This is a genomic window from Achromobacter marplatensis (assembly GCF_002209535.1).
Lineage (GTDB): Bacteria > Pseudomonadota > Gammaproteobacteria > Burkholderiales > Burkholderiaceae_B > Achromobacter > Achromobacter marplatensis.
This window is the reverse complement of the sequence record NZ_NJIG01000001.1, coordinates 211237-223369: the sequence shown is the minus strand read 5'-3', so window position 1 is coordinate 223369 and position 12133 is coordinate 211237. Positions and strand designations below refer to the sequence as shown.

The 12133-nt window shown below is 66.0% G+C and carries 15 protein-coding genes; 10 read left to right on the top strand and 5 right to left on the bottom strand.

Annotated features, from left to right (window positions below):
* The first annotated feature begins 63 nt into the window (after positions 1 to 63).
* Entirely contained in the window at positions 64 to 1038 is a 975-nt protein-coding gene (locus CEY09_RS00885; protein ID WP_088587201.1) for a tripartite tricarboxylate transporter substrate-binding protein, read from the top strand.
* A gap of 168 nt (positions 1039 to 1206) precedes the next feature.
* On the opposite strand, the gene CEY09_RS00880 is transcribed toward CEY09_RS00885, so the two are convergent.
* Positions 1207 to 1830: a TetR/AcrR family transcriptional regulator gene (locus CEY09_RS00880; RefSeq protein ID WP_234818197.1), complete on the bottom strand. Its 624-nt coding sequence runs from the start codon at positions 1828 to 1830 to the stop codon at positions 1207 to 1209.
* A 429-nt stretch (positions 1831 to 2259) separates the two neighbouring features.
* On the opposite strand from CEY09_RS00880, the gene CEY09_RS00875 reads away from it, so the two are divergent.
* Together CEY09_RS00875 and CEY09_RS00870 are read left to right on the top strand one after the other, a co-directional pair.
* Positions 2260 to 2835 (top strand): hypothetical protein, encoded by a 576-nt coding sequence (locus CEY09_RS00875; RefSeq protein ID WP_088587199.1) that lies wholly within the window; start codon positions 2260 to 2262, stop codon positions 2833 to 2835.
* 123 nt (positions 2836 to 2958) lie between these two features.
* The gene (locus CEY09_RS00870; protein ID WP_088587198.1) at positions 2959 to 3936 is read left to right on the top strand and encodes a Bug family tripartite tricarboxylate transporter substrate binding protein; all 978 of its coding nucleotides are present in this window, start codon (positions 2959 to 2961) and stop codon (positions 3934 to 3936) included.
* A gap of 23 nt (positions 3937 to 3959) precedes the next feature.
* On the opposite strand, the gene CEY09_RS00865 is transcribed toward CEY09_RS00870, so the two are convergent.
* From CEY09_RS00865 to CEY09_RS00855, 3 genes are all read right to left on the bottom strand, one after another.
* Positions 3960 to 4292, bottom strand: coding sequence for a hypothetical protein (locus CEY09_RS00865; protein ID WP_088587197.1), 333 nt, complete (start codon positions 4290 to 4292; stop codon positions 3960 to 3962).
* Positions 4282 to 4788: a 2-thiouracil desulfurase family protein gene (locus CEY09_RS00860; protein ID WP_035212956.1), complete on the bottom strand. Its 507-nt coding sequence runs from the start codon at positions 4786 to 4788 to the stop codon at positions 4282 to 4284. The genes CEY09_RS00865 and CEY09_RS00860 overlap by 11 nt, the downstream gene beginning before the upstream one ends.
* Positions 4789 to 4889: 101 nt before the next feature.
* Positions 4890 to 5165 carry a hypothetical protein gene (locus CEY09_RS00855; RefSeq protein WP_006224376.1) on the bottom strand — a complete coding sequence of 92 codons (276 nt, stop codon included), beginning with the start codon at positions 5163 to 5165 and terminating at the stop codon, positions 4890 to 4892.
* A 96-nt stretch (positions 5166 to 5261) separates the two neighbouring features.
* On the opposite strand from CEY09_RS00855, the gene CEY09_RS00850 reads away from it, so the two are divergent.
* On the top strand, positions 5262 to 6056 hold the full coding sequence (locus CEY09_RS00850; protein WP_167389989.1) for an AraC family transcriptional regulator: 795 nt from the start codon (positions 5262 to 5264) through the stop codon (positions 6054 to 6056).
* A gap of 12 nt (positions 6057 to 6068) precedes the next feature.
* Here CEY09_RS00850 and CEY09_RS00845 read toward each other — a convergent pair whose 3' ends face one another.
* A complete protein-coding gene (locus CEY09_RS00845) occupies positions 6069 to 7778 on the bottom strand; it encodes an NYN domain-containing protein (protein WP_088587195.1) in 1710 nt (569 codons plus the stop codon).
* 148 nt (positions 7779 to 7926) lie between these two features.
* On the opposite strand from CEY09_RS00845, the gene CEY09_RS00840 reads away from it, so the two are divergent.
* From CEY09_RS00840 to CEY09_RS00815, 6 genes are all read left to right on the top strand, one after another.
* Positions 7927 to 8484 (top strand): GNAT family N-acetyltransferase, encoded by a 558-nt coding sequence (locus CEY09_RS00840; protein WP_006224373.1) that lies wholly within the window; start codon positions 7927 to 7929, stop codon positions 8482 to 8484.
* A gap of 180 nt (positions 8485 to 8664) precedes the next feature.
* Entirely contained in the window at positions 8665 to 9537 is an 873-nt protein-coding gene (locus tag CEY09_RS00835; RefSeq protein ID WP_006224372.1) for a motility protein A, read from the top strand.
* Positions 9534 to 10478: an OmpA/MotB family protein gene (locus tag CEY09_RS00830; protein ID WP_088587194.1), complete on the top strand. Its 945-nt coding sequence runs from the start codon at positions 9534 to 9536 to the stop codon at positions 10476 to 10478. The genes CEY09_RS00835 and CEY09_RS00830 overlap by 4 nt, the downstream gene beginning before the upstream one ends.
* Before the next feature lie 59 nt (positions 10479 to 10537).
* On the top strand, positions 10538 to 11137 hold the full coding sequence (locus CEY09_RS00825) for an HD domain-containing protein (RefSeq protein ID WP_088587193.1): 600 nt from the start codon (positions 10538 to 10540) through the stop codon (positions 11135 to 11137).
* Between the two features lie 78 nt (positions 11138 to 11215).
* Positions 11216 to 11569: a YciI family protein gene (locus CEY09_RS00820; RefSeq protein ID WP_088587192.1), complete on the top strand. Its 354-nt coding sequence runs from the start codon at positions 11216 to 11218 to the stop codon at positions 11567 to 11569.
* A 139-nt stretch (positions 11570 to 11708) separates the two neighbouring features.
* Complete coding sequence (locus tag CEY09_RS00815; protein ID WP_088587191.1) at positions 11709 to 12119, top strand: YciI family protein; 411 nt, start codon at positions 11709 to 11711, stop codon at positions 12117 to 12119.
* Positions 12120 to 12133 lie beyond the last annotated feature (14 nt).

Genomic DNA, 12133 nt, shown 5'->3' with positions numbered 1-12133 from the left:
GTCCAACGCCGTCCCGTCGCGCCGGCAATCCGCCAGCGCGCGCCCCCGATACGAGCCGCTTTCATGCCCTTCCGATTCCGAGCTGTACGCCGCACCACCCTGCTTGCCCTGACGCTGGCCCTTGCCGGCGTCGGTACCGCCCATGCCGAACAACGCGTCATCCGCATCGTCGTTCCTTACGGCACCGGCGCCGTCCAGGACACCATCGCCCGAGCCATCGGTGACGAACTGGGTCAGGCCTTGAACGCCTCCATCGTGGTGGAAAACCGCGCCGGCGCGGGCGGCACCGTAGGCACGTCGCAAGTGGCCCGCGCCACGCCAGACGGCAACACCCTGGTGCTGGCCGCGGCCAGCCACAACATCGCCGGCTATCTGTACAAGAACCTCAGCTACGACCCCTACAAGGACTTCACGGGGGTCGCCTACCTGGGCAACACCGGCTACATCATCCTGGCGTCCGCCGGCTTGCAGGTGAAGAACACGGCTGAATTCATCCAGGCCGTCAAAGCGAAACCGGGCGCCTACGATTACGCGTCGGCCGGCAACGGCAGCGCCTCCCATCTGGGCATGGCGTCGTTCCTGACCGCCGCCGGCGTCCAGATGCAGCACATCCCGATGAAGTCCACGGGCGACGCCGTCACGGAACTGCTGGCCGGACGCGTGCAAGCCGTCACCGCCGCCACCATCGGCGTCACGGCGTACCGCAACGACCCGCGCGTGACGTTCCTGGCCTACACCGGCAAGACGCGCTCGCGCTTTGCGCCCGACCTGCCCACCGTCGCCGAAAGCGGCTTGCCGGGCTACGCCTTCGATTCCTGGCTGGGCCTGCTGGCGCCCGCCGGGCTACCGTCGGCCGAACGCGCCAAGATCAATGCCGCGGTCAACAAGGTGCTGGCCGACCCCAAGGTGCAGGCTCGCCTGGCATCGCTGGGTGTCGAAGCCGAAGCCAAGTCCCCCGAACAGTTCCAGGATCTGCTGAAGGCGGACTGGGAAGCCGCCGGCAAGCTGGTGGCCGCCTCGGGCGCGCGGGTCGAGTAGCCAGGCGGCGCGTGCTTGCTGCCCCCCGAGGGGGCGCTTTTTGTCTTGGGGCGGCCCGGCGACAAAAAATGCCCCCACGCTACGCACGCGGCGCGTGCTTGCTGCCCCCCGGGGGGGGGGGGGCGTTTTTTGTCTTGGGGCTGCCCTACGACAAAAAAAAGCCTCCGGCTAGGAGGCTTGGCGTGGCGGTTGCCGGTCGCGTTGACGATCCGGGTCGGGGTCCCGTATGCCGTCCAGCAGCAGGTCGGTGATGAATTCCGCCAACGCCTGCTGCTGCGCGGCGTCCGGCAGTTGGCGCGTGAAGCGTTCGATGATGCCCATCAGCGACTGCGCGAACCAGTCGGCCGGAATCGCCGCCCGGAACAGCCCGGCCTGCTGCTCGGCGCGGACATTGTCGGCGATCATCGCCACCAGTTCGTCCTTCAGCGCTTCAGCCGCGGCCACCTGGAAGAAACCGATGCGGGTCAGGTTGGGATCTTCCTGCAAGATGGCAAGCAGGCCGCGGACGCCACGGCGGATTCGGTCCGACATTTGCGTGCCGTCCAGGTCGGCAGGCAAACGCGCCAGGCTGATCGCCTGCCGCAAGCGCTGCGCGAACATGCCGACCAGTTCGTCGTAGGCCGCTTGCTTGCTTGAGAAGTATTGATAAAAGACAGGCTGGGTCACACCGGCGCGGGCGACAATGTCGCTGATCCGCGTTTGCTGGAATCCGCGCTCGGCGAACTCCGCCGCGGCGACCTGCAGAAGCTGTAACCGAGTGCGTTCACCCTTCGTGAGCCGCTTGTCTTGCAATAAAGAAGAGGGTCGTGCCGTAATCATCGCGAGAAAGTACTACCGTTCATGGCTTTCCGCCACTACTTCCCAGAATGGTCAGGCTGCCCGATGTCACGATCGTTACGCATGTTGCGACATGTCGAAAAGCGCCCCGTACGGCTATTGAATCATCCTGCAAGCCGCATCGCCGTATGCGGCGCCAGCCAAGGTTGCCAATCCGGCGACGCGATTGATGGAATGCTGAAACATTGCATCGTCGCAAATTGGCGACAAAGGGCCGGAAATACCTCGGCCCAGCTAGCGGTATTCCTCCATCGTCGCCCTGAAGTCACTTGAAATGCCCGTAGCGTTTGCAACATATTTTGGTGCTCCCGCAGCAGTAAAGTAGCGTTATCGCCGCGAGTCTCTTATATGGAGGCTGTTGCGCGGCGACTTAGGAGCAAGATCATGAAACGGTTTACAGGCCGGATGGTTGTCGTGGCGTTGGCGCTTGCCGTTGCGAGCGCGCCCGTGATGGCCGGCGGACGCGGCGGTGGTTGGGGTGGCGGCGGCTACCACGGCGGCTATCACGGCGGTAATAACTATCACCACCACGGCGGTGGCGGCAGCAGCTCGGCGGGCTGGTGGGTGGGCGGCGCCTTCGCGTTGGCGGCGGTCGGCCTGTTGCTGGCGGCTGACTCCGGCCCTAATTATGTGCAGACTGGGGTGTATGCATCGCCGGGCGTGGCCTATACGAGCCCGCCGGTGTATGCCGCACCCGTCTACGAAGCGCCCCCCGTCTACAGCGCCCCACCCATTGCCTACGCGCAACCGCAGCCGCAATACGCACCCGTGCAATATGAATCTGCGCCCAAGGTCAATTCGGCCCAAGCCAATGCCACCAGCGATTGCCAGCGCTGGGCTATGAACCAAAGCGGCTACGACCCGGCAACCATTTCGCAATGGACCACGCAAGTCATGGTGGATTCCTACAACCACGCGCTGGATTCCTGCATGAACAGCCGCGGCTACCGCGCCAACTGACGCCGCAACCCCGGATATTCCCCATTGTCCTGACGCGCCGGCCTGCACACACTGCATGCCGGCGCGCCGCATTGGACGGCCCGCAAAACGCGCGGCCGTCACGCCGGGCAACAAGGGAAAGCCATGCTCAACTTCAAGCGGTTCGCCGGCCTTTGCGCATTCAGCGCAGTTTGCGCCGCCTCGTTCGCCGTCCACGCCGAGACCGACCCCAAGCCCCAGGTCCTGACCATCGTGGTGCCTTACGGCGCCGGGGGCATCGTTGACAACACCGCGCGGGCCTTTGCGCAGAAGCTGGCCGCAGAGCTCGGCCGGCCCGTCGTCGTTGAAAACCGCGGCGGCGCCGGCGGCATGATCGGCATGAACACCGTGGCCCGCGCCCACGATGAAAACACCTTGGGTTTTACCGCCGTCAGCCCGGTCACGTTGTCGCCGCACGTCATGAAAACCCTGTACGACCCGCTGAAGGACCTGGCGCCGGTGGCTGCCGTGATGTATTCGCCGGTGTACCTGGTGGGCGGCCCGAAATTCACGGGCAAGGACTTCAAGGACATGCTGGACCAGGCCAAGGCGGACCCCGATGGCTTGTCGCTGGCGACGGCGGGCGTCGGGTCGCTCGGGCACCTGATGCTGGAACAAATCAACGGCCAGGCCAAGGTGCGCATCACGCACGTGCCGTACAAGGGCATGGCGCAGATGGTGCCGGACGCCCTGGGCGGCCAGTTCACGCTGATGCTGGTCAACGCGTCCGCCCCCGTCAACACGTTGATCGACGAAGGCAAGCTCAAGCTGCTGGCGGTGGGCTCGCCGGCCCGCCTGCCCGGCCGGCCGGACGCGCCGACCTTTGCCGAACTGGGCTATCCCATGGCGAACATGACGTCCACCTTCGGCTTTTTCGCCCCGGGTACATCCAGCGCCGATTTCCGACGACGCATGAACGCCGTCATCAACCAGGTCGCCGCCATGCCCGACATCAGCAAGCCGCTGACCGATGCCTTGAACATCATGTCGCCCGGCAGCGTCGAGCAATTCGCGCAGCAAGTGCAGCGGGAATACGCGGACAACGGCAAGATCGTAAAGGCCGCGAATATCCGCAGCGAGTGATTTGCTCCCGGCGTGCGTAGGGATCAGCGGCGCCAACCGCGCCAGGCGCAAAGCAGCCCGGCGGCCAACAGCAGGGTCGCCGGCACCACCCAGACAAACCCCGACGACGTGTAGACCACCTGGTCATCGGGATCGTAGTAGCGGCCCAGTTCGTTGAAATCCCACTTCAGGTAGAACGCATACCAGGCGTAGTAGAAGAACGCGGATAGCGGCAGGCACAGCGCGGCGGCGACACGCGTCGGCCACCGCCGGCCGCTGGCCACCACGCCGGAGCGCCCGGCGGACGACCCAAGCCGCCCGGTCAGCACCAGGACTGCCAGCAGCGCCAGGACCACGGCGCCTGCGCTAATCCACATGCTGCGCCTCCCATTGCGCCAGACAGGCCTGGGCCTCGCCCCATTGCTTTTCACTGAAGACCTGCACGCCCGCCCGCGTCAGCAATTCCGCCGTCACGCCCACGCCCGGTTGGCGGCGGCCCGCGAAATGGCCGTCATACACGTAACCGCTGCCACAGGACGGGCTACCTTCTTTCAGTACCGCCACACGGATGCCGCGTTCCCGCGCCGCCGCCAATGCCGCGTGCGCGCCCTGCACGAACGGCAGGGTGACATCTTCACCCGTCACCGCCACGACCCGGGCGCCGGCGTCCAACACCGCAGCGGCCACCTTGCCGGGTTCGATCTCGGCGGGCGGCCGGGGAATGGGCATCCCGCCTGCCACCTCCGGACAGACCGGCACAACGCGGCCTTCGGCCAGCCATTGCGCCAGCACGGCGTCGCCATTGGGCACGCCGCGCCCGTCGTAGCGGACGGGGTTGCCCAGCAGGCAGGAACTGATCAATACGTATTGCATGGAAAATCCGGCAGGCAGGAGGCCAAGGGGCGGCCCGCAAACTGCGGCGCTGGCCCAAAACGTGGAATCATAGTCCACCAGGGCCGTGCACTTCTGCCCGCCTAGGCGCCCTGGTCCGCGCCGCCTTCCTCCGCCTGCACCCAGGCGCGCAACCCCGCATCCTTGACCTGCAGGATCTCAAACAGGCCCAGCGCGCGCAGGGCGGGCAGCGCGTCCTGGATATCGCGCCGGGCCGCGTCCACCGCCTGCGGCGCCGCCAAGGGGTCCAGGCATATGCGCGCGTTCGCCAGGAAGGCGCCCACCGTCCCTTTGCGTACGGCAACGCCGTTGAAGTTTCCTTGGTCTACGCCGTCCGGCAAAACGTCCTGTGCTTGCATTGGTTGCTCCTGAGGGTTGGACACAAGCGCTACGATAGGCGTTGCCGGCTGGCAATTCTGCGGTGTTTCTGACATTCAATACGGTAATTCGGCCATATGGAACCCTTGGCTCTCCCTCCGCCCTTGCTGGCGCCCGAACGCGCCCGCTCGCGGCAAGGCCCCCGGCTGATCGCCGTGCGCCGCGCAGACGGCGCATTGCGCGACACCGCCATGCATCGGCATGCGCGGGGGCAATTGCTGGGTGCCTATCAAGGATTGTTGACCGTCTATGCAGGCGAGCAGCAATGGGTGGTGCCGTCCATGCACGCGGTCTGGATTCCGCCCGATCATCCCCACGGCCTGCGCTCTCACGGCCCCTATGCCGGCTACAGCGCCTACCTGAGCCCGGCCGCCTGCGCCGGCCTATCGGCCTCACCCTGCCTGCTGCGCGCTTCCGCATTGCTGGTGGCCGCCGTGGACCGCGCCGCGGCGTGGGAAGACGGCGCACCCGATACGGCGCGCCGCCACATCGAAGCCTTGATCCGGGAAGAAATTCGCACGCTGCCGCGAGCGGGCGCGGCGCTGGTGCTGCCGCGCGACCCGCGGCTGCGACGCTTGGCATTGGCGCTGTCGGACGCGCCGTCCGACACCCGGCAACTGGACGCATGGGCCGAGACCATCGGCATGGCGCCGCGGACGCTGGCGCGCCGCTTCCAGGCGGAAACCGGCATGACGGTCGGTGCATGGCGCCAGCACGCCCGCTTGATGCGGGCGCAGGAAATGCTGGCCGCCGGCGCGCCGGTCACCACCGTGGCCTTCGATCTGGGCTACGACAACGTCAGCGCGTTCATCGCCATGTTCAAACGCGAGTTGGGTATGACGCCGGGCCGCTACCGCAGCCCGGCAATCTGAATCGGCGGCGCCTCAGGATTCCGAGGCCGCCGTCTTACGCGGCTGGCGCGTACGGCTGGCGGTCTTGCTGGCCGTTTTGCTAGCCGCCTTGCGGGCGGGCTTGGCGGCCACCTCATCGGGGGTTTCAGCCTGCGGCGCAGAAGCCGTCACGGCCTTGGCCGTGGCCGTCTTGGTGGCGCTGCGGCCGCGGGTAGCGGCGCGCTTGACCGCCGGCGTGGCCGGCGCCTCTTCAACCGGTCTGGCCTGGCCGCCGGCGAACGGGTCCGACGCCTTGGCAGGCGCCTTAGTGGGTTCACGACGCGTTTCTGCAGCAGGTTCGACAAACGTCCATTCGGCGATGTCCACGGCAGGCAGCGGCTGGCGAGCCTGCGGCAATGGCGTGGGCATGGGCGGCAGCCGCGAGGGTTGGACCGGCTTGGGCGCCTGGGCGCGGGCCAGCGCATCCGCGCGCATTGCCTCCAGCGTGGCGGCTTCCTCGGCAAGCTTCTTGGCGGTTTCCTTGTCGACTTCCGCCTGCTTGGCGGCTGCGACCTGCTTGTCGGCCTCTGCCTGTTGGTTGGCTTCTGCCTGCTTGTTCGCCTCTACCCGTTGGCTGGCTTCTGCTTGTCCGCCGGCCTGAACCAAGGCCTCGGACGGCGCGGCCGGTTCCTCAGATGCCGCATCCGACGGCACGGCCACAGCCGCTTCCGCATGCTGGCTGGCGCCCCTGCCCGACTTGCGCCCACCGCGCGATTTGCGGGAAGGACGGGGGTTGGCTTCCTCTTGCATCGCGCCGGCTTGCACCGCGCCGGCTTGCGCTTCGTCGGCCTCGACGTCGGCCGGCGCCGCCTGGCGGCCTTGCGCGGAACGGGATCCGCTGTGGCCACCCGAGCGGTTCACGGCCGGTGCGCTGTCGGCGCTGTCGCGATAAACGTAGGTGCCGGACTTCTCTTCACGGCCCACTTCCAGAAAGCCGCGCGACTGCGCTTCGTCCAGCAGATTGCCGAAGGCGCGAAAGCCGTAGTACGACTCGTTGAAATCCGGTTTGCGGCGCTTGAGCGCATCCTTCAGCGCCGACGCCCAGATCTTGCCGCTGTCGCCGCGCTCGGCCATCAGCGCCTCGAAGGTCTCGACGACCATTTCCACCGCCTGGGTCTTGCGGGCCTCAAGCTCTTCCTTGCGGCGGCGCTCTTCGTCCGGCGTCCGGCGCTGGCCGGCGTTGGCGCCGCCCCGGTTGTCGCGGCGCGCGTCGGCGGTGCGCTGGCCTTCGCGGGCCAGATCGTCATAGAAGATGAATTCGTCGCAGTTGGCGATCAGCAGATCGGACGTGGATTGCTTGACGCCCACGCCAATGACCTTCTTGTTGTTTTCGCGCAGCTTGGACACCAGCGGCGAAAAATCGGAATCGCCGCTGATAATCACGAACGTGTTGACGTGCGACTTGGTGTAGCAAAAGTCCAACGCGTCGACGACCAGGCGGATGTCGGCCGAATTCTTGCCCGACTGGCGCACGTGCGGAATCTCGATCAGCTCGAAATTGGCTTCGTGCATCGGGGCCTTGAACTCCTTATACCGCTCCCAGTCGCAATAGGCTTTCTTGACGACGATGCTGCCCTTGAGCAGCAGGCGCTCCAGCACGGGCCGGATGTCGAATTTCTGGTATTTGGTGTCGCGCACACCCAGCGCTACGTTCTCGAAGTCGCAGAAAAGCGCCATGCTGACGTTTTCGTTGGGGGTATTCATGTGGTTCTCCAATGCTGCGGCGGCTGTAGCGGCTGACCGCCAGATACCGCTCATGATATACATATCCGGCTCCTCCACCCTCTGGCCGCCCTCTGGCCGCCCTCGCGACCGCCCTTCCGGCCCCTCTGCGCCCGCTCCTTCAGCCACCATGCCCTACCCCGCCCTGACCACCGCCCGCCTTACCCTGCAGCCGCTAGGCATGGAGGACGCCGACGCCATCCAGCGCGTCTTTCCGCAATGGGAGATCGTGCGTTTCCTGGCGGATCAGGTGCCCTGGCCGTACCCGGACAACGGCGCAAGTGACTACATCGAGCGCGTGGCGCTGCCCGCCATCCGCCGGGGCGAACAATGGCATTGGACCGTACGCACGCTGGACGCCCCCGGCCGCCTGATCGGCGTGATCAGCCTGATGGACGACGAATCCCATAACAACCGCGGCTTCTGGCTGGCCCCGGACTTCCATGGCCGCGGCTACATGACCGAAGCCAGCGACGCCGTCACCGCCTATTGGTTCGAGGTGCTGGGCAAGCCGCTCCTGCGGGCGCCCAAGGCCGTCGCCAACACCGGATCGCGCAAGATCTCCGAACGCAGCGGAATGCGCGTGGTGGGCACCGAAGAGCGCGGCTTCGTCAGCGGCCGCCAGCCCGCGGAAATCTGGGAAATCACCCGCGAAGAATGGCTGGCCCGGCGCCAGCGCCATGCTTGAGCAGCGGAATACGACCCCATTTTTTTGGGGCCAGACCCCCGGCTGACTAAGCGGTTAAGCCGGTGCTTACCGGCCCTTTCGCCCTCTTTTCCGGCGGATTGACTCGCTCGGGTCCTGGCTAGAATTTCCCGAAAATCCGGCATTCCGCGCGCGGCATGCCTACCCTTTCGGCCAAGATCCATGAATCCGTCTTCCGTCATCGGCGCCGTCGTCGGCCTGCTTACCCTGCTGATCGTCGTCGCGCTGTCCGCCACCGACGCCAGCATGTACTTCAACCTGCCCGGCCTGGCCATCGTTCTGGGCGGCACCTGCGCCGCGCTGTTCATCGCCTACCCGCTGCCTGAAGTGCTGCGCATCTTCAAGCTGGTGCGCACCGTTTTCCGCAACGACCAGCACGACCAGCAGCGCGACATCGAAGAACTGGTGTCGATGGCGCAGCTGTGGATGAACACCGACGTCCACAAGGTCGAGCAAGAACTCAAGAAGGTCTCGAACCCGTTCCTGCGCACGGGCGTGCAGCTCATCATCGACAACACCCCGGAAGACCAGATCATCGAAGTGCTGCAATGGCGCGTCGCCCGGCTGCGGGCCCGCGAACAGGCCGAAGCGCAGATGTTCCGCGTGATGGCCACCTTTGCGCCGGCCTTCGGCATGCTGGGCACGCTGGTCGCCCTGATCAACCTGATGGCGGTGTTGGGCGACGGCAGCATGACGATGATCGGCCAGCATCTGGCCGTGGGCCTGATGACGACGTTCTACGGCATCCTGCTGGCCAACCTGGTCTGCAAGCCGATCGCCTTGAAGCTTGAACGCCGCACCGCCCGCCGCATCGAATCCATGAACATGGTGCTGCAAGGCATCTCGATGATGTGCGAAAAGCGCGGCCCGGCGGTCGTGCGCGAGACCCTGAATTCCTTCGTCATGCACGTCGAAGACGAAATCTACGACGGCGGCCTGGCCGCCACGACGCAGCCCAAACCCAAGACGGAAGGCCAGGTCAAACCCGCCGCCCAACCCGTCTCCATCACCCGTCCGGCCGCCGCGCGTCAATGAGCCTGATTTCCCCTTCCCTGGCGCAGCGGATCGAACAGGCCCGCCAGGCCCAATTACGCGCCCAGAAAGCGGCGGACAACAGCGGCTGGCGCCCCAGCCAGACCGACCGCAAGGATCGTTACGCCCGCTGGCACGTCGAAGAGACCGTGGAGCAGGACTCCGAGAACTGGTTGCTGAGCTATCTGGACCTGATCACCCTGCTGCTGGCCATGCTGGTGGTGATGCTGGCGGTGGCGCGCCTGCACGGTCAGGCGCCTGCCGCGTCCGACACGCCCGTCGAGCTGGTCGGCACGCTGGCCGCTAGCGGCCTGCCTAAATACGACGGCGAATACGCCGAATTCGACGCCACGCCGATCCCTGCCAGCTGGGCCGAACCGCCCGCTGAAAGCCCAGCCGCCGAAGCGCCCCCCGTCGACGACGGCGTGAAAGTGGCCGACGCCGCCCCGCCGTTGAAGGCGCCTTCCAAGGAATCGCTGGGCCTGGGCGACCTGGGCAAGTCGGTGGACGTGATCATCAACGAGCAGTCCGTCAGCTTCCGCATCAGCAACGAACTGCTGTTCCCCTCGGGCCAAGCCACGCTCAGCCCTGCCGGCCTGGAGGTCATCAAGCGCCTGGCCGCCATCCTGACCAAGAACGAATACCAGGTGTCGGTGGAAGGCCACAGCGACCCGGTGCCGATCCAGACCCGGCAGTTCGCCTCCAACTGGGAACTGTCCAGCAGCCGCGCCACCAGCGTGCTGCGCGAACTGGTGCGCGACGGTGTGTCGGCCCAGCGGCTGCGTGCCGTGGGCTACGCCGAAACCCGGCCCATCGAGTCCAACGACACGCAAGCCGGCCGCGCCGCCAACCGCCGCGTCGAACTGATCATGGACATCGCGCCGAAGCAGACGCCGGTCAAGCAGGCCCAGGCCCCCGCCCAAGCTGCCGACCCAGCGCAGTGACCCGCCAGGGCTGACGCCTTTCCGTTCACTGGAAGGCGGACAAACTCTGCGCGGGCAAGATGACGCAATCGACGGCACTGGAAAGGCAGCTGGATTTTCTACGGGAAATCGACCGGCTGAAGACGGTCATCCGGCAATCGCCACTGCTGGATCAAAGCCGGAAGGAAAACTCCGCCGAGCACTCCTGGCACCTGGCGATGTACGCGCTGGTCCTGGGCCAGTATGCCGCCGGGTCGGTCAATATCAACCGGGTCATGCAGATGCTCCTGCTGCATGATGTCGTCGAGATCGACGTCGGCGATACGCCGATCCACGGCGGGCATTCCGCACAACGGCAGGCTGAACGCGAATCCCAGGCGGCGACGCGGCTATTTGGCCTGCTGCCCCAGGCGCAACGCGACGAATTCCTCGGTCTGTGGCAGGAATTCGAGCAAGCCGAGACCGACGACGCGCAGTTCGCGAAAGCCCTCGACCGATTTCAGCCGCTGCTGATCAACATCCACACTGGCGGCGGCACCTGGACCGAAAGCGGCGTGTCGCTGGAACAGGTCGTTTCGCGCTATGGGCCCGCCATCAAAAAAGGCGCGCCCGAGCTATGGGCGGTGTGCGAGCGATGGGTCACACGGCATTTTTCGGGCCAGGCGCCCATGGCCGGCTAGCCGGCATCAATCGATTTTCCAGGAAGACTGACGTAAGCTTTCCGAACCCGCCACCGCGAGCCAGAATCCGGAAACCCCATGTCCTACCTGCTGCTGATCGTTGAACCCGTGGGCCAGCGCGCCCAACGCACGCCCGAGGAAGGCCGCGAGGCCTATGCGCAGATGGTGCGCTACGCCGAAGGCCTGAAGGCACGCGGTCTGCTGACGCAAGCTGAATCCCTGAAATCAGAGTCCGAAGGCGTGCGCCTGCAAATCCGCGACGGCGAACGCTCGTTGTTGGACGGCCCCTACGCCGAGGCCAAGGAAATGATCGGCGGCTTCTTCCTGCTGACGTGCGACACCCGCGAAGAAGCCCTGGCGCTGGCCGCCGAATGCCCGGCGGCGCAATGGGCAACCGTCGAGGTCCGCGAACTGGGGCCGTGCTTCATGTAGCAGCCTGCCGACCTAGTACTTACCCTAGGTCGGCAAATTCTTTGTCGATCTGACGTCTCGCCGTTCGTCGTGCCAGTACAAGCCCGGAGTTTCCAACCGGAATGCGGGCTGCGATGTCCAAATCCAAGGAGAGACGCAGATGCGATTCATGATCATCGTCCGGGCCACGCCCGACAGCGAAGCCGGCGTGATGCCGGAAGAAAGCCTGCTTGCCGCAATGGCGACGTACCACGAGGCGCTGGCCAAGGCTGGCGTGCTGCTGGACGCCAGCGGCCTGCAACCGTCGTCCAAAGGATGGCGTGTAGAGTACGAAGGCGGCCAGCGCAAGGTGGTGGACGGCCCCTTTGCCGAAACCAAGGAATTGATCGCCGGCTACACCATGATCCAGGTGCGTTCACGCGAAGAAGCCATGCAATGGACGCTGCGCTTTCCGGAGCCGTTCACCGGCCAGCCCTGCGCCATCGAAGTCCGCCAGTTGTTCGAACTGGACGACTTCGGCCCCAGCAAGGCCGTGGAACGTTTTCGCGACATCCCCGGCGTCAGCCACTGAGCCGCGCGGAATCC